20 protein-coding genes are annotated in these 19,723 nt (G+C 72.1%); 10 read left to right on the forward strand and 10 right to left on the reverse strand.

Features of this window, described 5'->3' with window-relative positions:
* Window positions 1-41: 41 nt before the first annotated feature.
* The gene (locus tag OG753_RS37610) at window positions 42-908 is read left to right on the forward strand and encodes an enoyl-CoA hydratase/isomerase family protein (protein WP_405791969.1); all 867 of its coding nucleotides are present in this window, start codon (window positions 42-44) and stop codon (window positions 906-908) included.
* Here the strand turns inward: OG753_RS37610 and OG753_RS37615 are convergent.
* The 4 genes from OG753_RS37615 to OG753_RS37630 all read right to left on the reverse strand — a co-directional run bounded on the left by OG753_RS37615 (window position 895) and on the right by OG753_RS37630 (window position 5,335).
* Window positions 895-1,695: a hypothetical protein gene (locus OG753_RS37615; protein ID WP_327266246.1), complete on the reverse strand. Its 801-nt coding sequence runs from the start codon at window positions 1,693-1,695 to the stop codon at window positions 895-897. The genes OG753_RS37610 and OG753_RS37615 overlap by 14 nt on opposite strands.
* 276 nt (window positions 1,696-1,971) lie before the next feature.
* The gene (locus OG753_RS37620; RefSeq protein WP_405788671.1) at window positions 1,972-3,156 is read right to left on the reverse strand and encodes an IS701 family transposase; all 1,185 of its coding nucleotides are present in this window, start codon (window positions 3,154-3,156) and stop codon (window positions 1,972-1,974) included.
* 53 nt (window positions 3,157-3,209) lie between these two features.
* Window positions 3,210-4,106: an SDR family oxidoreductase gene (locus OG753_RS37625; protein WP_327266247.1), complete on the reverse strand. Its 897-nt coding sequence runs from the start codon at window positions 4,104-4,106 to the stop codon at window positions 3,210-3,212.
* A gap of 113 nt (window positions 4,107-4,219) precedes the next feature.
* Entirely contained in the window at window positions 4,220-5,335 is a 1,116-nt protein-coding gene (locus tag OG753_RS37630) for a hypothetical protein (protein WP_405791971.1), read from the reverse strand.
* A gap of 212 nt (window positions 5,336-5,547) precedes the next feature.
* Between OG753_RS37630 and OG753_RS37635 the strand changes: the two genes are divergently transcribed.
* From OG753_RS37635 to OG753_RS37650, 4 genes are all read left to right on the forward strand, one after another.
* The gene (locus tag OG753_RS37635; protein WP_405791973.1) at window positions 5,548-6,525 is read left to right on the forward strand and encodes an NADPH:quinone oxidoreductase family protein; all 978 of its coding nucleotides are present in this window, start codon (window positions 5,548-5,550) and stop codon (window positions 6,523-6,525) included.
* Window positions 6,522-7,715, forward strand: a complete 1,194-nt coding sequence (locus tag OG753_RS37640; protein ID WP_405791975.1) for an acyl-CoA dehydrogenase family protein — start codon at window positions 6,522-6,524, stop codon at window positions 7,713-7,715. Before OG753_RS37635 ends, OG753_RS37640 begins: the two co-directional genes overlap by 4 nt.
* On the forward strand, window positions 7,712-8,845 hold the full coding sequence (locus OG753_RS37645; protein WP_405791977.1) for an acyl-CoA dehydrogenase family protein: 1,134 nt from the start codon (window positions 7,712-7,714) through the stop codon (window positions 8,843-8,845). The genes OG753_RS37640 and OG753_RS37645 overlap by 4 nt, the downstream gene beginning before the upstream one ends.
* Before the next feature lie 429 nt (window positions 8,846-9,274).
* Window positions 9,275-10,366 (forward strand): IS630 family transposase, encoded by a 1,092-nt coding sequence (locus tag OG753_RS37650; RefSeq protein ID WP_405787552.1) that lies wholly within the window; start codon window positions 9,275-9,277, stop codon window positions 10,364-10,366.
* On the opposite strand, the gene OG753_RS37655 is transcribed toward OG753_RS37650, so the two are convergent.
* Entirely contained in the window at window positions 10,363-11,430 is a 1,068-nt protein-coding gene (locus OG753_RS37655; RefSeq protein WP_405791979.1) for a hypothetical protein, read from the reverse strand. The genes OG753_RS37650 and OG753_RS37655 overlap by 4 nt on opposite strands.
* On the reverse strand, window positions 11,427-11,987 hold the full coding sequence (locus tag OG753_RS37660; protein WP_405791981.1) for an RNA polymerase sigma factor: 561 nt from the start codon (window positions 11,985-11,987) through the stop codon (window positions 11,427-11,429). Before OG753_RS37660 ends, OG753_RS37655 begins: the two co-directional genes overlap by 4 nt.
* Window positions 11,988-12,162: 175 nt before the next feature.
* On the opposite strand from OG753_RS37660, the gene OG753_RS37665 reads away from it, so the two are divergent.
* From OG753_RS37665 to OG753_RS37675, 3 genes are read left to right on the forward strand one after another with little or no spacing between them, the layout of a single operon-like run.
* Window positions 12,163-12,702, forward strand: coding sequence for a GNAT family N-acetyltransferase (locus OG753_RS37665; protein ID WP_327266254.1), 540 nt, complete (start codon window positions 12,163-12,165; stop codon window positions 12,700-12,702).
* A 59-nt stretch (window positions 12,703-12,761) separates the two neighbouring features.
* The gene (locus tag OG753_RS37670; RefSeq protein WP_327266255.1) at window positions 12,762-13,130 is read left to right on the forward strand and encodes a tyrosinase family oxidase copper chaperone; all 369 of its coding nucleotides are present in this window, start codon (window positions 12,762-12,764) and stop codon (window positions 13,128-13,130) included.
* A gap of 30 nt (window positions 13,131-13,160) precedes the next feature.
* On the forward strand, window positions 13,161-14,024 hold the full coding sequence (locus tag OG753_RS37675; protein WP_405791983.1) for a tyrosinase family protein: 864 nt from the start codon (window positions 13,161-13,163) through the stop codon (window positions 14,022-14,024).
* Window positions 14,025-14,095: 71 nt separating this feature from the next.
* Here the strand turns inward: OG753_RS37675 and OG753_RS37680 are convergent, their stop codons facing one another.
* Both OG753_RS37680 and OG753_RS37685 read right to left on the reverse strand, forming a co-directional pair.
* The gene (locus OG753_RS37680; protein WP_327266257.1) at window positions 14,096-14,380 is read right to left on the reverse strand and encodes a chaplin; all 285 of its coding nucleotides are present in this window, start codon (window positions 14,378-14,380) and stop codon (window positions 14,096-14,098) included.
* 97 nt (window positions 14,381-14,477) lie between these two features.
* Entirely contained in the window at window positions 14,478-14,774 is a 297-nt protein-coding gene (locus tag OG753_RS37685; RefSeq protein WP_405791985.1) for a hypothetical protein, read from the reverse strand.
* A 137-nt stretch (window positions 14,775-14,911) separates the two neighbouring features.
* Here OG753_RS37685 and OG753_RS37690 point away from each other — a divergent pair, with 137 nt between their 5' ends.
* Window positions 14,912-16,387 carry a carboxylesterase/lipase family protein gene (locus OG753_RS37690; protein ID WP_405791987.1) on the forward strand — a complete coding sequence of 492 codons (1,476 nt, stop codon included), beginning with the start codon at window positions 14,912-14,914 and terminating at the stop codon, window positions 16,385-16,387.
* Here OG753_RS37690 and OG753_RS37695 read toward each other — a convergent pair.
* Complete coding sequence (locus tag OG753_RS37695; protein ID WP_405791989.1) at window positions 16,365-17,642, reverse strand: alpha/beta hydrolase-fold protein; 1,278 nt, start codon at window positions 17,640-17,642, stop codon at window positions 16,365-16,367. The genes OG753_RS37690 and OG753_RS37695 overlap by 23 nt on opposite strands.
* A gap of 266 nt (window positions 17,643-17,908) precedes the next feature.
* Between OG753_RS37695 and OG753_RS37700 the strand changes: the two genes are divergently transcribed.
* Window positions 17,909-18,937: a TolB family protein gene (locus OG753_RS37700; protein ID WP_405791991.1), complete on the forward strand. Its 1,029-nt coding sequence runs from the start codon at window positions 17,909-17,911 to the stop codon at window positions 18,935-18,937.
* Between the two features lie 63 nt (window positions 18,938-19,000).
* Here the strand turns inward: OG753_RS37700 and OG753_RS37705 are convergent, their stop codons facing one another.
* On the reverse strand, window positions 19,001-19,687 hold the full coding sequence (locus tag OG753_RS37705) for a GNAT family protein (RefSeq protein ID WP_327266262.1): 687 nt from the start codon (window positions 19,685-19,687) through the stop codon (window positions 19,001-19,003).
* Window positions 19,688-19,723 lie beyond the last annotated feature (36 nt).

The raw sequence follows: 19,723 nt of genomic DNA on the forward strand, positions 1-19,723 counted from the left end.
CTAGTCTGACGATCCGTCAGGCATGTGCCTGGTGAGTGGATGTGCCAGCCATCGGGCCGGGGGTGCGGGACACGGTGATCGACACCATCTCCACGGAGATCGCGGAGGGTGAGGAGCGGATACGGCTGGAGGTCGCGGACGGCCTCGCGGTCCTCACCCTGTGCCGCCCGGACAAGCTCAACGGCTGGAGCTGGGAGTCCACCCGCCAGCTCGGCCTGCTGGCGGACCTGATCCGCTTCGACGAGTCCGTCCGGGCGGTGCTGCTGCGGGCCGAGGGCCGGGCCTTCTGCGCGGGCATCGACGTGACCGCCCCCGGCGGCGCCATTACGGGTGGATCCCCGGCCGAGCGCACCCGCAACTACTACGAGGGCATCCGCTGGGTGCACGAGCGGTTCGCGGTCCTCGCCCGGCTCCCGCAGCCGGTCGTCGCCGCCGTCCAGGGCCACTGCCTCGGCTTCGGCTTCGAGCTGGCCCTGATGGCCGACGTCCGGGTGGCGGCCGAGGACGCCGTCTTCGCCCTGCCGGAAGCCCGGCTGGGCGTGGCGGTCGACGCGGGCGGAGACCTGCGCATCGCCCGCGAAGCGGGAGCGGGCTGGGCCAAATACCTGGCCCTGACCGGCCGCCGCATCGACGCCGCGACGGCGCAGCGGCTCAATCTGGTCCAACTGGTCGTCCCCGGAGAGGAGCTGGAGGAGGCCTCCCGCGCACTGGCGCAGGAGATCGCCGCGAACGCGCCGCTCGCGGTCCAGGGCATCAAGCGCGCGGTCGACGCCTACGCCGACGCCGCCCTCCCCGCGGCCCTCGACCGGGTGGCGATGACCGCGGCCCTCACCCTCACCTCGGAGGACTGCCGGGAGGGATACACGGCCATGGCCGCCCGCCGGCCGCCGCGCTTCAGCGGAGGCTGAGCACCGGCCTGGTCGAGAACTCCTCGTACATGCCCTCGCCGTCCGGTCCGTACGTGAACTCGGCCGCGTACGGATTGCGGTTGGCGGTGGCCAGCGGCAGCCAGGCGAGCAGGTCGCCGTACCCACCGCAGGCGGCCTCGCCGCCGTCGCCGCCGTGCACGGCGGCCGGGTCGGCGCTCAGCTCCGTCCCGTAGCAGTCGTGGGCGATGTGCAGCCCGAAGGCGTTCGGCTCGTGCCGCACACCGCCGGCCCCGTACGGCGGCTCGTCCAGGGGGCACTCGTTCCCCCACCGGAAGAGGGTGCCGGCCCCGGCCCCGCACGCATGCTCCCACTCGTCGGCGCCGGGCATCCGCAGCCCGCGCGCAGCGAGGGCGGCGGGCATGTCCGCAGCCCTCGCGGTCAGGGCCTCGTCCTCCACGGCCATGAGCACGGTGGCCAGCGTCGCGGTGCGCGGCGGGCTGAGCACATCGGCGAGATAGGACCTGAGGTCGGGCCGCCCGTACCCGTACCCCTCCTCCGCGCTCTCCGCGTAGTCGGCGCTCTGCGCGGGCGTCGGCTCCCAGGCGTCCAGGTCGAACCCGAGGCGCACCGTCCCGCCCGGTACGAGGGCGAACTCCTGCCCCTCGCGCTCGATGCGGACGCGGTGCAGCGGCCCGCCGAGGTGCTCGACGGCGTCGAACAGCACCACCCGGCCGCCCGCCTGCGCGGCGGCCTCGTGTGCGATGCGTCCGGCGGCGGCGGGGTCCAGCGAACGCCAGCGGTCCAGGGTCAGATCGGCGAGAGACATGAGGCGATCCTCGCACCGGTCACTGACAACCGGAGCCGGGGGGCCAGGGGGTGTCTCGCCGATCACGCCGGGCTCGGGGGGCTCTGGTGCGGCCTGATCGGCAGGACACCCCTTAGTACTGCAACGGTGTTTGCTGTGATGGTTTGTTGGCTTCTGGTGGTGTGTGACCGCGTTGTTTGTAATGGCTGACACGTGCCTGGAACTGTCGACGCCGTCGCCAGTGTGACCAGTGCAGGACGTGGTCGATGCTCGGGCGGGGCCGGGTGAGGCGGTGGATCAGGCGTCGGAGTTCGGGGAGGGTGAGGGGTACGAGCTGGGAGGATCCGTTTCTGCTTTCCCGGTGTCGATTTCGCGGGCCCGCAGGACGGTGAGGCAGGCATGGGCGGCGATAGCCAGGGTCATGTGGCGGTGCCAGCCGTCATAGCGGCGGACCTGGTAGTCGTCCAGGCCGCACTCCTGCTTCGCGCTCTGGAAGCATTCCTCGACCGCCCACCGGGCACCGGCGATACGGATCAGCTCGTCGAGTGTGGTCTCGGCCGGGCAGTAGGCGATGTAGTAGGAGATCTCGTCCGGCCGTCGGACGCTGCGGCGGGCGATCACCCAGTGCCGGCGGTCCTCGCGATGCCAGGGACGGACCTCGACCCTGGCCCAGTCGTAGACCCGCGGGCCGTGGGCTCCCTCCCCGCAGGAACGGCGCTTCCACTTCTGCCGGGGCAGCCCCGGGAACAGGTCGTGGACGGGGTGGTCGATGGCCCAGCGGGTGACGACGGTGTCGTGCCGGGTGGTGGCCATGACGTGAAAGACATCGGCCCGCTCCAGCTCCGTGCGCCAGCCTTTGGAGAAGCCGTAGGCGGCATCCGCCGTCACCCACCGGAACGGGATCCGGTCCGCGATCGCCCGGCGGACCATGGCCTTGGCCATCACCACCTTCGTCTCGAAGCCGACCGTGTCAACGATGCCGGCGGCCCGGCACCGATCGCGGTCATCGGTCCATGACGTGGGCAGATAGAGGCGGCGGTCGATCAACGTGCGGCCACGGGCGCCGGCATAGGCGAGGAACACCCCGATCTGGGAGTTCTCCGTCCTCCCGGCGGTTCCGAAGTACTGGCGCTGGACGCCGGCCGAGCGGACACCCTTCTTCAGAAACCCCGTGTCGTCCACGATCAGCACCGCTCCCGGGTCGCCGAGATGCTCGACGACGTAGTCCCGCACATCGTCCAGGACCTGATCCGCGTCCCAGTCGATCCGGTTCAGCAGCCGGTGGATCCGGTCCGGACCCGCATACCCGGCCTCCTCCGCAAGCGTCCAGCCGTTCTTCCGCTCCAAAGGAGCTATCAGCCCCCGCATATAGGCAAGAGCCGACTCCCGCGGCTCCGACCTGGCGAAACGCTGCACGAAACGCTCATGCAAAACCTTCAGTTCACCAGCCCACAACCGAGCATCCCCAAGTTCCCCACCCATGAACTGACCAACGAACGACCTGCCCAACCGTCACAGCAAACACCGTTGCAGTATTAGAGCGTGAACGGGCCGCGCCCCAGCTGGGTTCGGACCGGGACCACCTCGGGGTTGACCACCGACCGTCGCTGCCAGTTCGCCCCGTCGACCACCAGGGTGTGCCCGGTGATGAACCGGGCGTAGGGCGAGGCCAGGAAGGTGGCGGCCCAGCCCAGTTCGCGCGGCGCACCGACCCGCAGGGCGGGCTGCCGGGCGTCCTTCGCGTCGGGCGCGGCGCGGTCCAGGCCGCCCTGGATGTCCTCGGTCATGTCGGCGTGCGGGAACAGCCCGGGGACGAGCCCGTTGATCTGGATGCCGTACGGGCCCCACTCGACCGCCAGCGTCTCCACCAGGTTCTTCACCCCGGCCTTGGCCGCGGCGCTGTGGGCGAAGCCCGGCCCGCCCGTCCAGGCGTACGAGGCGCCGATGTTCACGATCGACCCGGGCGTGCCGGCGGCGAGGTGGCGGCGGCCGAACTCGCGGGTCATGAACCAGGTGCCCGTCAGGGTGATGTCGACCACCGCCCGCCAGGCGTTCGGGGAGAGGTCCTCCGCGGGGGAGGGGAAGTTGGCGGCCGCGTTGTTGACCAGAACGTCCGGCAGGCCGGAGGCCGCCTGCGCGGCGTCGAAGACCTCGGCGACCCGCTCGGGATCCCTGATGTCGCAGACGGCGGCCGTCACCCGGCCCGCACCGGGTACGGCCGCCAGCTCGTCCCGCGCCGCCTTGAGCTGTTCGGCGCGCCGGCTCGCGATGACCAGATCGGCGCCGAGCCGAGCGAACTCGGCGGCCACGGCCCTGCCCAGCCCGGTGCCGCCGCCGGTCACGAGGACCACCTGCCCCGCGTAGGTCCCGCGGGGCAGGGCGGCGGCGCCGAGCGGCGGCGGCGTGGGCAGGCCGGGCAGAGGGGTCTCCATGCGCCCATCGATAGCGTGCGGGCGCTCGGAACACCATCCCCGGGCGGCCCCGAGTGCCGCCTGGGTCCTGTCGTCAAAGTAGCGCGGGCCAGGCGGGACTTTGACGACAGGACCTAGCTGCCGGAGTTGTACGCCTGCTTGGTCGCGCAGGTCCAGATCACCGGCTTGAGCTTGCCCTTCGCGTTCACGGCCGATCCGCCGACCCGGTCGTCGTCCGAGGCCGCGTCGGCCATGCTCGCCCCGCCCCCGGCCAGCCGCGGCAGGGCCTTGACCGGACCGGAACCGGAGCGCAGCAGGGCCTGGTCCGGCAGGGTCATGAGTTCCGGGTGGAACTTGGCCGTTCCGACGCTGAGGTTCGTCGTCGCGCTGATCGCCTCGAACGTGGCGTACGGGTGCGAGCTCAGCCCGCCCGGGGCGGTGGCGGGACCGGTGAGCGGGGGCTCCCAGACGAGCGGGGCGTACTCGTGCCACGGTCCGGCCCAGTCGTAGCCGACGATCCGGCGGCTCTCGTCGATGTCCTGGACGTAGCTTTCGTTCGCCGTGGGAGCCAGCAGCCGGGCGGCGGAGCCGTCCCCGGGCCACAGCACCGGGTGGGTGCCCTCCAGGTGCTGCCCGGTCTCGGGGACCTCGTAGTCTTGGGTGGCCATGCCGAGGATGTCGCCCTGGTTGTTGATGCCGGTGACCATCGTGATGCGGGTCCCCGGGCCGGCGTCGGCCGGGACGGGCAGTTCGCGGACCTTCTGGCCGTCCTTCCAGACGGTGCCGACGGCGCTGTCGGAGCGGGAGACCACGTACCCGGCGTCGTTCACGTCGGCCTCGAGGTCGGAGCCGTAGCTGTCCGGCAGCAGGGTGATCGCCGCGGCGCCCGCCTGGTACGTGAACAGCGAGGTGCCCGTGAAGTCGTGCAGGACGCCCACCATCAGGCCGTGCGCGTTGACGGCGAGCACCTGGCCGGTCTGGTTCTGGTCGGTCAGCGGGACCCGGTGCAGCGTGGTGCCGGTCCAGTAGACGGGCTTGCGGCCCGAGACGCCGACGGCGAGATTTCCCGCACCGAGGTCGAAGATGCCCTGGCTGCGCGGGGTGTCGCGCATGTACGACTCGTCGCCGATGGTGCCGAGCACCTGGATCTTCGGCGTGCACTTCGTTTCGGCCGCCACGGCCGGGCCGGCCGCGGTGATCAGGCCGGCCACGACGATGGCGGCGGCGGCCGCGGACATGCTTCTTCTCATGTGGTTGTCCCCCCTGGACAGGTGCTGTTCCCCGTTGAGTCATGACACGTGCACGCCACATGTTGCCTGATCTTGAGCCGAATGTGGCCTGAATGACGCGTGCTGATGCGGACTCGAAGGTTCTCCACCTCGGCCGGCGGTTCACAGGAAGGCAAGCGACCGCTTAGTATGCGCGCGGAGTGTGATTCCTCGACGGCGGCTGGAGGCCCCGGATGCAGGCATGGCGAGTACATACCCCGGGTGAGCCCCGAGAGGCCCTGCGCCTCGAAGAGATTCCCGAACCGGTCCCGGGCGAGGGCGAGGTGCGGCTGCAGGTGCTCGCGGCGAACCTCAACTTCCCCGACGCGCTGCTTGTCCGCGGCCAGTACCAGATCCGCCCGCCGCTGCCCTTCACCCCCGGCGTCGAGATCTGCGGCCTCACCGACGACGGCCGCCGCGTCATCGCCAACCCGAGCCTGCCCCACGGCGGCTTCGCCGAATACGTGATCGCGTCCGAGCGGGCCCTGCTCCCGGCCCCCGAATGCCTGAACGACGCCGAGGCCGCGGCCCTGCACATCGGCTACCAGACCGGCTGGTTCGGCCTGCACCGCCGGGCGCGCCTGCAGCCGGGCGAGACCCTGCTCGTGCACGCCGCCGCGGGCGGGGTCGGCAGCGCGGCCGTCCAGCTCGGCAAGGCCGCCGGGGCCACCGTCATCGGGGTCGTCGGAGGCAAGGCCAAGGTGCGCACCGCCGAGGAGCTCGGCTGCGATCTGGTGATCGACCGTACGGGCGAGGACGTCGTCGCCCGGGTCAAGGAGTTCACCGGCGGACGCGGCGCCGACGTGATCTACGATCCGGTCGGCGGCGACTCGTACACCGCCTCCGCCAAGTGCGTGGCCTTCGAGGGCCGGATCGTCGTCGTCGGCTTCGCGAGCGGCAGCATTCCCGCCCCCGCCCTCAACCACGCCCTCGTCAAGAACTACGCGATCCTCGGCCTGCACTGGGGTCTCTACGCGGCCAAGGACCCGGCCGCGATCCTCGCCTGCCACACCGAACTCACCCGCCTCGCCTCCGAAGGCGCCGTCAAGCCCCTGATCAGCGAGGTCGTCGCACTCCCCGGCCTCGCCGACGCCGTACAGCGCCTCGCCGACGGCACCACCACCGGCCGGGTGGTCCTGGCCATGCCCCGGCAGCCGGGTGGGGTCCGATGACCGCGATCACCGCCGACCGGCTGCTCACCCGCGTCCGGGACCTGCTCGCCGCGCACCCGCCCGCGACCACACCCCGCACCGACTTCCTGCGCGCCCGCTACGACGCCGGACTCGCCTGGGTCCACTACCCCGAGGGCCTCGGCGGACTCGGCGCACCCCGCTCCCTCCAGGCGGCCGTCGACGCCGAACTGGAGGCCGCCGGCGCGCCCGACAACGACCCGCGCCGCATCGGCATCGGCCTCGGCATGGCCGCACCCACGATCCTCGCGTACGGCACCGAGGAGCAGAAGCACCGCTTCCTGCGCCCCCTGTGGGTCGGCGAAGAGGTCTGGTGCCAGCTCTTCAGCGAGCCCGGCGCCGGATCCGACCTCGCCGCCCTCGGCACCCGCGCGGTCCGCGAGAGCGGCTCCGGCGACTGGATCGTCGACGGCCAGAAGGTGTGGACCTCCAGCGCCCACACCGCCCGCTGGGCCATCCTCATCGCCCGCACCGACCCCGCGCTCCCCAAACACCAGGGCATCACCTACTTCCTCTGCGACATGCACGCCCCCGGCGTCGAGGTCCGGCCACTGCGCCAGATCACCGGCGAGGCCGAGTTCAACGAGGTCTTCCTCACCGGTGTCCGCATCCCCGACAGCCACCGCCTCGGCGCCGTCGGCCAGGGCTGGGCGGTCGCCCGCACCACCCTGATGAACGAGCGGGTCTCCATCGGCGGAATGCGCATCCCCCGCGAGGGCGGCATGATCGCCCCCGTCGCCGCTGCCTGGCGCGAGCGCCCCGAGCTGCGCACCCACGCCCTCCACCAGCGGCTGCTGGAACTGTGGGTCGAGGCCGAGGTCGCCCGGCTCACCGGCGAACGACTGCGCCAGCAACTCGCCGCCGGACAGCCCGGCCCCGAAGGTTCGGGCATGAAGCTCACCTTCGCCCGGCTCAACCAGGAGATCAGCGGACTGGAGGTCGAACTCCTCGGAGAGGAAGGCCTCCTGTACGACGACTGGACCATGCGCCGGCCCGAGGGCGTCGACTTCACCGGCCGCGAGGCCGGCTACCGCTACCTGCGCGCCAAGGGCAACAGCATCGAGGGCGGCACCAGCGAAATCCTCCTCAACATCGTCGCCGAACGCGTCCTCGGCCTGCCCCCCGAGCCGCGCGACGACAAGGACCTCGCCTGGAAGGACCTGTCCCGATGACCGCACCGACGACGCCGGTGGCACCGGCGGCACCGACCGACCTGCTCCACTCCGGGACCGAGGAGGAGCTCCGCGCCGCCGTACGCGCGCTGCTCACCGACCGGTGCGACGCCAAGACCGTCCTCGCCCGGATCGAGACCGGCCGGCCGCACGACCCGGCGCTGTGGCACACCCTCGCCGCCGGGATCGGCGCGGCCGGACTCCTCGTACCCGAGAAGCTCGGCGGGCAGGGCGCGAGCCACCGCGAGGCCGCCGTGGTCCTGGAGGAGCTGGGCCGGTCCGTGGCGCCCGTTCCGTACCTGACGAGCGCCGTCCTCGCCACGGAGATCCTGCTCGGCTGCGACACCCCCGAAGCCGCCCCGCTGCTGCGGGAGCTCGCCTCGGGCAGCACGGTGTGCGTCCCGGCCGTGCCGCTCACCCTCGCTCCGGGCGCACCCCTCCCGGCCCCCGTGCGGGAGGGGGGCGCAGGGCTGCTGAGCGGCACGGTCACGTCCGTGGCGGACGCGGTGGCCGCCGACGTCCTGCTGGTACTGGCCGACACCGGGCTCTACGCCGTCCCGGCCGCCTCGGCCCGGCTGACCCCGCAGGTCCCGCTGGACCTGACCCGCCCGCTCGCCACCGTCACGCTGGAGGCGGCGGCGGGCACCCGGCTCGCCGACCCCGGAACGGCCCGGGCGGCCGTCGCCGGAGCCCTGCTCTCCGGGGCCGGACTGCTCGCCTCCGAGCAGCTCGGGCTCGCCGAGTGGTGCCTGGCGGAGACCGTCGGACACGTCCGGGGCCGCCACCAGTTCAACCGCCCCGTCGGGTCCTTCCAGGCGCTGAAGCACCGCCTCGCCCGGCTCTGGCTCGACGTGGCCGGCGCGCGCGCCGCGGCCCGGGCCGCCGCCGACGCCCTGGCCACGGCGGCCCCCGACGCCCCGCTGACCGTCGCCGTGGCCCAGGCCTACTGCTCGGGCGTGGCCGTCCGCGCCGCCGAGGAGTGCGTGCAGCTCCACGGCGGCATCGGAATGACCTGGGAGCACCCCGCCCACCTCTATCTCAAGCGGGCCAAGGCCGACTCCCTGGCCCTCGGCACGGCGGGCCACCACCGCGGCCTGGTCGCGGACTTCGCGGAACTCCCCGCCCCCTAAGGGCTGTCCCGTAATCCCCGGCGGGCGCACGACGCCAGCTACGGCACCTCGCTGCGTTGTCGGATCGCCCGAATACGCCCGGTATGAGTACGACCCTCCGCCTTGCGATGCACCGCATCTGACGCCGTGCGCTGACCCACCGCGGATTACGGGACAGCCCTTAGGTCCTGTCGTCAAAGTAGCGCCGGTTGGGCCCGGACCTAGGCCGTCTCTTTCGGATCTTGCTCCCCCAGCTACCGCTGGGAGGTGCCCCCAGGCCCGCGTCGCCCGGCACCGCACCTCGCCGCGTTGTCGGAGCACCGCAGTACGTCCAGTACCACGGCGCTCCTCCGCCTTGCGATGCACGGCACCGGACGACGCGGGCCCGACCGACAAGATCCGAAAGAGACGACCTAGTGACCTGAGTCTGAGGTTTGTCGTTAGTTCGGTATGAGTCGTCCGGGTCCGAAGATTCCGCCGTTGTCGGTCACTGACGCCCAGCGTGCTGTGCTGGAGGGCTGGTTACGTCGTCGCACGACGGCCCAGGCGTTGGCTCAGCGGTCGCGGATCGTGTTGGAGTGCGCGGAGGGGCACTCGGTCATGGAAGTGTCGCGGCGGCTGCGGATCGCTCCGGACACGGTCCGCACCTGGCGGCGGCGCTTCCTCGAGCACGGCCTGGACGGGCTGGGCGACGAGCCGCGGCCGGGTGTCCCGCGGAAGATCACCGATGCGGATGTCGAGCGGGTGATCGTCAAAACCCTGGAAGAGACGCCGAAGAACGCGACGCACTGGTCGACCAGGTCGATGGCCGCGGCCACGGGCATGTCGCAGTCGACGGTCTCCAGGATCTGGCGGGCGTTCGCACTGGCACCGCACCGGACACAGACGTTCAAGCTGTCGACGGATCCGCTGTTCATCGACAAGGTCCGTGACGTCGTCGGCCTCTATCTCGACCCGCCGGAGAAGGCTCTGGTCCTCTGCGTGGACGAGAAGTCGCAGATCCAGGCCCTGGACCGGTCCCAGCCGGTCCTGCCGATGATGCCCGGTGTTCCAGAGCGTCGCAGCCACGACTACATCCGCGCCGGCACCACCACCCTCTTCGCTGCCCTCGAAGTCGCCAGCGGCAAGGTCATCGGCTCGCTCCACCGCCGCCACCGGGCCGCCGAGTTCAAGAAGTTCCTGGCCAAGCTCGACAAGGAGGTCCCGGCCGGTCTCCAGGTCCATCTGATCCTCGACAACTACGCGACCCACAAGACGCCGGACGTGAAGAAGTGGCTGCTGGCGCACCCTCGCTTCCACCTGCACTTCACGCCGACCAGTGCGTCCTGGCTGAACCTGGTCGAGCGGTGGTTTGCCGAACTCACGCAGAAGAAGCTCAAGCGGGGAGTCCACCGCTCCGTCCAGGCCCTCGAACGCGATATCCGGGCCTGGCTGACCGACTGGAACGACCAGCCCAAGCCCTTCGTCTGGACGAAGACGGCAGACGAGATCCTCGACAAAGTCGCCGCCTACTGCCACCGAATCTCTGACTCAGGTCACTAGGAGGCCGGTGTGCCCGTACCGGGCATGGGGCTCCCCTTCGGCGGTCGTTCCTGGTACGGGGGGATGCTCTGCTGGGGGCCGGCCGACAGGATCGTCGAGCGCTTGGCGGGCATCCCGTCGTACTTCCCGCCGCGGTAGTGGATGGTCTCCTCCAGCGGCCGGCGCGTCTTGGGGTCGATGATCACGCGGATGCGCGAGTGGGGGATGTCCGCTTCGACGGCGGTCCCGGCACGGCCCGTGCTGTCCTGGACCGGCCCGACCAGCCGGAGCCCCGGCATGTCCGCGAGGACCTCGTACACCGCCGCACGCTGAGGCGGAGCGAGGGGCGCGAGCGTGAGCAGGCGGGTCAGGGTGCCCATGTAGGCCGTGAAGGTATCGCCCTTGCCGGGCGTGCCGGGACCTCCGGGGAAGAAGTCCTCCAGAACCACCTTGAGTGCCGCGGCGTCCGAGGGAAGCCGCTTCAGCTCCTCCCAGCTGAGGTCCTTCCTGCGGGCACCCGGGACGGAAACGATCCAATGCGGCGCGAACCCGACGGTCTTGACGATCTCCCCGTCGGCTCCCTGCTGGCCGAACACGGAATCGGACGACACCCACGAACTCCCGTCGTCGACCAGCGGAGTCTCGAAACGATCGATAGACGTGGAGTGGGGATCGCCCCAGTAGGAGTTCCGCGTGTGAGCCTTCCAATACGGCGCGTCCGTGGGCGTGGTCGTGTCCCCGGCCTCCGTCGCGGCGACCTGGCGCAGGAAGTCGGCGGCGCTGGCGGTCGCCGCGGGCGGCGACCCCCGCAGGCCGCTGACCGGGTAGATGCTCACGCCCGCCGCGATCGCGGCGATCGCCACGGCCGACACCAGAAGCCTGCGGGTGCGCTGCCCGGGGCCTCGCGGCCGGAGCGGCACGATGCCGGGCACGGCTGCGCGTTCCGCCGCCTCGGCGGCGCGTACGGCCGCGAGAGCGGCCTCCACGACTGCGGGCCCGGGCGGCGCGACCTCGCCGGCCGCGCGCAACCGGGCGGCGCCGGGGAAGTCCAGGAGGTCCAGGGGGTCTGTCGTGCGGTCCGTCATGTCATCTCTCCGGAAAGGCTGGGGGAGTTGGGGGTACCGAGGGCGTTCCGCAGGCGACCGCGGGCGCGGTGGAGCCGCGAGCGGGCCGTTCCGGCCGGGATGCCGACCACGTCCGCCGCCTCGGTGGGGGTGAGCTGCTCCCAGGCGACGAGCAGCAGCAGATCGCGTTCCACGGCCGGCAGGCCGGCGATCTTCTCGCGCAGCAGCGGCGCGCAGGCCGCGGCGTCCAGGCGCTGGTCCACGGCCTGCCAGGGGTCGCTGCCCGGTTCCGGCGGATGAGGATCGGACCGGTCCTGGCCGAGCCGCCTCCAGTGACCCGCGAGGACGTTCCGGGCCACGCCGAACAGCCAGGCCCTGGCCGTGCCCCGGGCCGCGTCGAATCCGGCGCGCCCGGCGAAGGCCTGCAGCCACACCTCGGCCAGCAGGTCGTCCGCCGCGTTCGGCGCTCTTCGTGCCAGATAGCCGTGCAGGTGCGGCGACAGTCCTACGACCAGGGCCTCGAAGGCGCCGGGTTCCCGGGCCGATCTGGTCAGCAGTTCGTCTTCGTCCGCGTTCACACGCGTTCCCCTCCCCGGCCGCCTGCCGTAGCGGCCTCACCCCGTACTTGGCGCCTTCTCGCGAGAGCGTTCGCGCTTCCCGTCCTGCCCCGTCGCGATCACCGCCGTGGTGGCCCCCCGGCCGACGCCCCCACCCGCCTGCGACGGGCCTCGGGCCGATCCCTATCCTCGGCCCATGACGGCCACCATCACCGCCCTCACCGCCAACGGACTCCGCGCCCACCGCGACGAACTCGCCGCGCTGCTGCTCGCCGTGGTCGACGGCGGTTCGTCCCTCGGCTTCCTCGCCGGCCTCGACCACGTGGGCGCCGCCGCCTGGTGGGACTCCCTGCTGCCCGCCGTCGAGGACGGCTCCCTCGCGCTGTGGGTCTCCCGCACCGGCGGCGACGGCCGTATCGACGGCACCGTCAGCTGGTACCGGGAGTCCAAGGCCAACGGCCGCCACCGCGCCGAGCTGCGCAAACTCATGGTCCATCCGGCGGCCCGCGGCCGCGGCACCGCCCGCGCGCTGCTCGACGAGGCCGAGTCGGCCGCCGTCCGCGCCGGGGTGGTGCTGCTGTTCCTGGACACCGAGACCGGCAGCGGCGCCGAGCGGGTCTACCGCTCCGCCGGCTGGACGGAGGCCGGCACCATCCCCGACTACGCCACCGATCCCGAGGGCCGGCTGCACCCCACCACGCTCTTCTACAAGCAGCTCCGCGGCGCTCACGGGTGACCTCGCCCGCCGCGCGGCGTTAGACCCGTAGCCGCCGGCCACCGAGCGAGGGAGACCGTATGTCCGCAGCATCGCCCGCCGCACCACTGACCCGCCGCGCGGTTCTGCGTTCGGCCTTCACCGCGGCCGTGCTCGCGGGTACGGCCGCGGCCCTGGCCCCCGTACTGCGGGCCCGGCGCCCCCGGCAGACCCTCACACCGGCGCCGCTCGCCGAGGAGGAGACGTACCGCGGCCGGCACATCGCCGTGGACGTCGCGGGCGTCCGTATCGACGGCCGCCCGCTGCACGTCATGCGCCGGGCCGACGGCAGCTACCTCAGCGGGATCAACCACTTCCAGTCCTATCCGACGCCACTGGAACTGGCCCGGGCCGCCGTCGACGAACTGGGCACGGCCCAGCTCGCCCTCGCGGCCCCGCACCACGGCTGACACACCCACGGGAACGGGAGGAGCCCCGCGTTGCACACCCGGCAGAACCAGAAGAACCTCACCAGCGCCCAGAAGAAGCGGTTCACCGCGGCGGTGCTGGAGCTCAAGCGCGACGGCGCTTACGACGCCCTGGTGCGCACCCACGACAAGTACTTCGTGCCCGACCGCGACCGCAAGCTGCGCGTCGGGCACATGTCCCCGTCCTTCTTCCCGTGGCACCGGCGCTATCTGCTGGAGTTCGAGCGGCAGTTGCAGCAGATCGACCCGGGCGTGAGCGTCCCGTACTGGGACTGGACCACCGACACCAGTCCGGTCTCCTCCCTCTGGGCCGACGACTTCCTCGGCGGCACGGGCCGGGCGGGCGACCGCAAGGTGATGACCGGGCCGTTCGCCTACGACAAGGGCAACTGGACGGTGACCGTGGGCATCACCGAATCCGCCTTCCTCACCCGCAACCTCGGCCGGCCGCAGAACCCGATCACCCTGCCCACCGCGGCCGAGCTCCAGTGGGCGATCGACGACCCGACCTACGACGTCTCGCCCTGGGACTCCACCGCCACCGCGGGCGGCTTCCGCAACAAGCTGGAGGGCTGGGCCGCCCCCAGGAGCGAGCGCTGGCGCAACCACAACAAGGTCCACCAGTGGATCGGCGGCCACATGACGGGCGGCACGGCGCCCAACGATCCGGCGTTCTGGCTGCACCACGCCTTCGTCGACCTGATCTGGGACCGCTGGCAGCAGAAGCACCCCGGCTCCGGCTACCTGCCCGCCGCCCCGCCGGCCGTCGGCGACCTCCAGCGCGGCCGGGTCATCGCCCTCGACGAGCCGATGCCTCCGTGGAACATCACCCCGCGCGAGATGTCCGGCCACCAGGGGCTGTACCGCTACGAATGACGCGCCACGCCACGAGGAAGGGCCCCCGCCGTCCGGCGGGGGCCCTTCCGTGGATCACGCGATCAGGGCGATCAGTGGCCGTAGCCCGAGCCCTCGGTGTGGTGGTCGCCGCCGCCGGACGCGTTGACGCAGGTGTTGCCGAACGCCGGGTTCAGCAGAGCGATCACGTTCACGGTGTTGCCGCAGACGTTGACCGGGACGTGAACCGGAACCTGGAGCAGGTTGCCCGACAGGACACCGGGGGAGCCGACCGCCGCACCGTGCGCTCCGGCATCGGCGACAGCCAGACCCGCACCGGCGACCACTGCGCTACCGGTGACAGCGGTGATGGCGAATGCCTTCGCGATACGCGACATCAAGATCTCCTCGTGAGATATGTGGGGCGCCACAGAATCTGTGGCATTTGACATGGCATACAACGCGGGGGCGGCCGAGGGGTCACGGCCCGTGCGCCTACCCGGTGACGGAAAAACGAACGGAGGCGAAGTACGGCCGCACCTGACCGACCTCGCCGGGCCGCAGGACCCGCAGGATCCGGCCCGAGCACCTGGGGCCCTCGAACAGCGTCGCCGAGCTCCCGGTCCCGTTGGTGACCGCCCGGGCGCCGCCGCCCTCCGCCTCGACACAGCCCCTCGGAGCGGCCAGGCCGTGGACCCGGTCGTCCTGGCCGACGTACTGGAAGTCGGGCCCGGACGCCGCCAGGGCCGGGGCGGGCAGGAGCGTGGCACCCGCCAGAAGCAGGACGGGCACGGCATGGTGGATACGCAGGAATCGCATGCCCGTCCAACCGCGGCGGGCCCGGACCCGGTCACGCCTTGTCACCCGTTGGACGGCTGTGCGAACGTGCGACCGGCACCGGTACGGGCACCCGCACCACAGGAGGACCGATGAGCGCAGACGACGCCGACGACGGCCGAGGCAGGCCGCGGGTCAGGACTGCGGCCGGAGTCGTCGAGGGGCGGACCGGGCCCGTCGGCACGGCCGTCTTCCTGGGCATCCCCTACGCGGCGCCGCCCGTCGGCGCCCTGCGCTTCGCAGCCCCCGCGCCCCCGGCCGCCTGGGACGGCGCACTGGACGTCGGGGCCTACGGGCCGACGGCGCCCAAGGTGCCCTACCCGGACACCTTCGCGGCCCTGCTGCCCGACCCGGTGGTCCCCGGGGACGGCTGCCTGAACCTCAACGTGTGGACCCCCGACGCCTCCCCGGGCGCCCGGCTGCCTGTCATGGTGTGGATCCACGGCGGGGCGCACACCCGCGGCTCCTCGGCCGTCCCGGTCTACGACGGCTCCGCCTTCGCCCGCGACGGGATCGTGCTCGTCTCCGTCAACTTCCGCCTCGGCGTCCTCGGCTACGGGCTCTTCCCCGACGCCCCCGCCAACCGCGGCCTGCTGGACCAGATCGCCGCCCTCGAATGGGTCCGCGACAACATCGGCGCCTTCGGCGGCGACCCCGACCGCGTCACCGTCTTCGGCGAATCCGCCGGAGCCATCAGCATCGGCTCCCTCCTGGCCGCCCCGCGCGCTGCCGGCCTCTTCCACCGGGCCGTCCTGCAGAGCGGGGCCCCCGAGGTCCTGCCGCGCCCCCGAGTGCGCGCCATGGTCCGGCGGATGGCCTCGCTGCTCAAGGTGGACGCCACCGCGGCGGCCTTCACGGCCACCCCCCTGCCCGACCTGCTCGCCGCCCAGGCGGCCGTCCTGCGCAGATCGGGCCCGCTCCTCGGCGGACCCGCCTTCGGTCTGGTCACCGACCCCGGCACGATCCCGGCCGACCCCCTCGACGCCCTGTGCGACACCGCCGTCTCCGGCGAGGTGCCGCTGTTCCTCGGATGGACCCGCGACGAGTACCGGCTGTGGCTCGCCCCCACCGGCGGGATGAGGCTGCTGGACCGCATGGGTCCCCTCGCCGTGGCGCTGGCCCGGGCCCGCTCCGGCAAGGACCGGGCAGCCGTACGGGCGCTGCGCGCCGCCCTGCCCGGGGTCGGTCCCGCCGAGCTCGCCGGGCAGCTGCTCACCGACCGGCTGCTGCGCGACCCCCTGCGCAGGCTCGCCGGGTCGCGGCGGCCCGCGCCGAGCTACCTGTACGAGTTCGGCTGGCCCTCCGGCATCGAGGGGCTGGGCGCCTGCCACGCCCTGGAACTGGGCTTCGTGTTCGACACGCTCGCGGTACCGGAGGCCGCCTGGCTGGCCGGGCCGGACACCCCGCAGACGCTGGCCGACGAGATGCACGCGGCCTGGGTGCGGTTCGCGGTGACCGGCGATCCGGGCTGGGCGGCCTGGAACGGCGACGGCCCGCCGAAGGTGTTCGGCGGGCCGGAGCTCGATGCGGGACGGGCACCGGTCGTTACTCGACAGGTCCTTCCATGACCTTGCTGATGTACTGGACCGGTCCCTCGCCCATGTTCGGGACATAGGTCTTGGCGTTGTGCTGGCCGCCCTTGATGACCTTCAACTCGGCATGGACGGGGCCCTTGTTGCCGTAGGTGGCGACGAACTTCTGCACGTCCGGAAGGGTCTTCTTGTTGTTCTCGCTGTCACCGACCTGGAAGGCCAGGTAGACCTCCGGACCCTTGCTGTCGATGAGCTGCTTCGCCAGGAGCTCCGGGTTGTTCTCGGCCTTCTCCTTTTCGTGGCCCTTCCACAGCGAGGAGTCCGGGACGATGTCCGGGCCGGAGGCGATCACGGCCTTGAACTTGTCCGGGTGCTTCAGCACGGCCTTCAGGCCGGCGAACCCGCCGGTGGAGGAGCCCATGAAGGCCCAGCCGTCACGGGACTTGACGGTGCGGAAGTTCGCCTTCATCAGGTCCGGGACGTCCTCGGTCAGCCAGGTGCCCATCTTGGGCTGGCCGGGGATGTCGGAGCCGTCCCAGTAGACGCCCTTGTCGTCCGGCCCCGGGTTGAGCACCGGCATGGCCAGGATGAAGGGCTTGCTCTTGCCCTCGGCGTACCACTTGCTGATGCTGGTCTGGAGCCCGAGGTCGGTGCCCATCCAGTAGTTGCTGGGGTATCCGGCGCCGCCCGGCAGAGCGATCATGACGGGGAAGCCGCTCTTGGCGAACTTCGGGTCGTCGTACTCCTTGGGGGCCCAGACCCAGACCTTGCCCTTGAAGCCGGACTTCTTGCCGTCCAGGGTGGTGACGGCCACGTGCGTCCCGTCGGGGAGCGTCATCGAGTTCTTGAACTCGGCGGCCGGCCCGGTCGGCATGAGCATCTTGGAGTTCGCCGACGGGGCATTGCCGTTCTTCTTGCCGTCACCCGCGGGCGTCTTCCCGAACGACACCGCGGAGCCCTTGTCGGTGAACGGGGGTATCTCGTAGTGGTTCAGCACGAGTGCGGCGATGCCGGCGAGCGCGAGGACGGAGGCACCCGCGATCAGCCAGCGGCGGCCCCGAGCCCTGCGGCGCGGCGGCTCGGGTTCCTCGTAGGGGCCGTGCTGCCCGTACTGGTCATGCGGTGCGTACTGGTCGTGCGGTGCGTACTGCGCCGGCTGTCCGTACGGATCCTGCTGCCCCTGCGGCGGCCGGCCGTACGGCCGGCCGTACCGGTCGCCCTGGGGCGGCTGCGGTATCTGTCCTTCCGGCCGGTACGGCTGGTACTGCTGCCCGTCGGGTGCGTACGACATGTGCGGTGGCTCTCCGGCTGGTGCTGCCCCAGAGGGGCGTGGTGGTCTGAACTGCGGGTCCTTCCGTTCGAAGGATGAACGAAAGCTTGTCAGGGTTCCGTATTTTTACTTCTCTTGGGGTGCCCTGGGGGAGGCCATTGCCTGGCGCCCGTACGGCCGGTGGAGTTCACCGGCCCGTCGCCGTTCATGCCTGGCTCTTGCACGGGCCGCTGGGTATGGTGCCCCCGCTCCGCCCCCGGAACCCCGTCCCGCACCGGAGTCATCCCATGACGCTCCAGCGCCGCATCCTGATCTTCGCCGCGGCCGTGGCCCTGCTCGCCGCGGTGGCCGTCCTCGCGGTCCAGCGGGCCTCCTCCCGCGCCGACGAGAAGAACCACGCCCGGGCGGGCGGCCCGGGGGTCACCCCGGGTGCGGTCTCGCTGGCGCCGGGCGACGGCGGGCGGCGGATCGTGTTCCGCAACATGGCCTGGGGGCCGCACCGGGACGAGCTCGCCACCGTCGCGGCCGGCGCGCCGGACGGCGCCCGCACCGCGTCCGGGGTGAGCTGCCTGCGCTTCCACACGGCCGGAGGCACCGGGGTCTGCCTCCAGGCGGACCGCAGCGGGGTCCAGGACGGCTACCGGGCGGTCGTCCTCGACGCCCGGTTGAAGGAGGTGTCCGCGCACCCGCTGGGGGGACTGCCCACCCGGGCCCGGGTCTCGCCGGGCGGTCACCTCGCCGCCTGGACCGTCTTCGTCGGCGGGGACTCGTACGCGGGGACGGACTTCTCGACGCGGACCTCGGTGCTCGACCTGCGCACGGGCAGGTTCGACGCCTCGCTGGAGGACTACGCGATCCTCAAGGACGGCAAGCCGTACCGGAGTGCCGACGTCAACTTCTGGGGAGTGACCTTCACGGCCGACGAGCGGACCTTCTACGCGACGCTCGCCACCGGCGGCCGGACCCATCTGGTCCGCGGGGACCTGGCGGAGCGGACCGTGACCACCCTGCGCGAGAACGCCGAGTGCCCGTCGCTGTCCCCGGACGGGACCCGGGTGGTGTTCAAGAAGCGCGTGCCGGGCCTGCCGGCCGAGGCGCCGTGGCGGCTGTTCGCGCTGGACCTGGCCTCCGGAGCCGAGACCCCGCTCGGCGAGGAGCGGAGCGTGGACGACCAGGTGGTGTGGACCGACGACAGGACCGTCGTCTATGCCCTGCCGGGGGACTTCGGCGCCGACCTGTACGCCGTACCGGCCGACGGGAGCGGCGCCCCGACCCGGCTCATGGACTCGGCCCTCGCCCCGGCCTTCCTCGGGTGAGGAGGCCGCGGCGGGGGCCGGGGGCAGGACCGTTTTTCCGTTCTTCCGTCCGGCCGGACGGCCTTACGCGGGGATCAGGGTCTTGCGGCGGCGCTTGCGCTGCGCGCCCGCCGAAAGCCTCAGCTCGATGATCGACCGCACGGCCGGCCACTCCTCGTCGAGGATCGAGTAGAAGGCCGTACTGCGGACGGCGCCGTCGAGCCCCCGCGAATGGGCCCTGCGGACCCCTTCACAGGTGAAGCCCAGTCTTTCCATGGCGGCTCGCGACCGGCCGTTGCGCGCATCGGCACGCAGCGAGATGCGCCGCACCCCCCAGGTCTCGAAGGCATGGCGGAGCATGAGCAGCTTCGCCTCTGTATTGATGCCGGTGCCCTGGGCGCCCGGGGACAGCCAGGTATTGCCGATCTCGGCGGCATCGGGGATCGCCGTGGCCGGATCGCCGAACGGGACGCCGGGCACGGCGGGCCAGACCAGCGGCCCTTGCCAGTAGTCGAGTTCCAGGAACCGGGTCGAACCGACGACCCGCCCGTCGGTGGCTCTGACCACCGCGAACGGGAGCGATCGACCCGCAGCCTGATCGGCGAGGGCACGGTCGATGTACTCGTGGGACGCCTGCAACCCGTGCGGTACGGGAGTGAAGGCGTAAGTCGTACGATCCTCGGCCCCGGCCACGGCCAGGGCCTCGGTGTGGTGGGGGGCGAGGGGCTCGAGCCGCACGGTGCGGCCCGCGAGGTGTACGGGTACGGGCACGGAGCCTTCGGTCCTTCTGGGCGGTGGGGTGGTTGC

This window comes from Streptomyces sp. NBC_00029 (assembly GCF_045160505.1).
In the GTDB taxonomy this organism is placed as follows: Bacteria; Actinomycetota; Actinomycetes; order Streptomycetales; family Streptomycetaceae; genus Streptomyces.

Coding starts and splice junctions, on each gene's coding strand:
- OG753_RS37700 (WP_405791991.1), top strand. CDS start 17,909: ATGACGCTCCAGCGCCGCATCCTGATCTTCGCCGCGGCCGTGGCCCTG.
- OG753_RS37620 (WP_405788671.1), bottom strand. CDS start 3,156: ATGGGTGGGGAACTTGGGGATGCTCGGTTGTGGGCTGGTGAACTGAAG.
- OG753_RS37635 (WP_405791973.1), top strand. CDS start 5,548: ATGCAGGCATGGCGAGTACATACCCCGGGTGAGCCCCGAGAGGCCCTG.
- OG753_RS37640 (WP_405791975.1), top strand. CDS start 6,522: ATGACCGCGATCACCGCCGACCGGCTGCTCACCCGCGTCCGGGACCTG.
- OG753_RS37625 (WP_327266247.1), bottom strand. CDS start 4,106: ATGGAGACCCCTCTGCCCGGCCTGCCCACGCCGCCGCCGCTCGGCGCC.
- OG753_RS37690 (WP_405791987.1), top strand. CDS start 14,912: ATGAGCGCAGACGACGCCGACGACGGCCGAGGCAGGCCGCGGGTCAGG.
- OG753_RS37645 (WP_405791977.1), top strand. CDS start 7,712: ATGACCGCACCGACGACGCCGGTGGCACCGGCGGCACCGACCGACCTG.
- OG753_RS37695 (WP_405791989.1), bottom strand. CDS start 17,642: ATGTCGTACGCACCCGACGGGCAGCAGTACCAGCCGTACCGGCCGGAA.
- OG753_RS37680 (WP_327266257.1), bottom strand. CDS start 14,380: ATGTCGCGTATCGCGAAGGCATTCGCCATCACCGCTGTCACCGGTAGC.
- OG753_RS37630 (WP_405791971.1), bottom strand. CDS start 5,335: ATGAGAAGAAGCATGTCCGCGGCCGCCGCCGCCATCGTCGTGGCCGGC.
- OG753_RS37665 (WP_327266254.1), top strand. CDS start 12,163: ATGACGGCCACCATCACCGCCCTCACCGCCAACGGACTCCGCGCCCAC.
- OG753_RS37615 (WP_327266246.1), bottom strand. CDS start 1,695: ATGTCTCTCGCCGATCTGACCCTGGACCGCTGGCGTTCGCTGGACCCC.
- OG753_RS37670 (WP_327266255.1), top strand. CDS start 12,762: ATGTCCGCAGCATCGCCCGCCGCACCACTGACCCGCCGCGCGGTTCTG.
- OG753_RS37650 (WP_405787552.1), top strand. CDS start 9,275: ATGAGTCGTCCGGGTCCGAAGATTCCGCCGTTGTCGGTCACTGACGCC.
- OG753_RS37655 (WP_405791979.1), bottom strand. CDS start 11,430: ATGACGGACCGCACGACAGACCCCCTGGACCTCCTGGACTTCCCCGGC.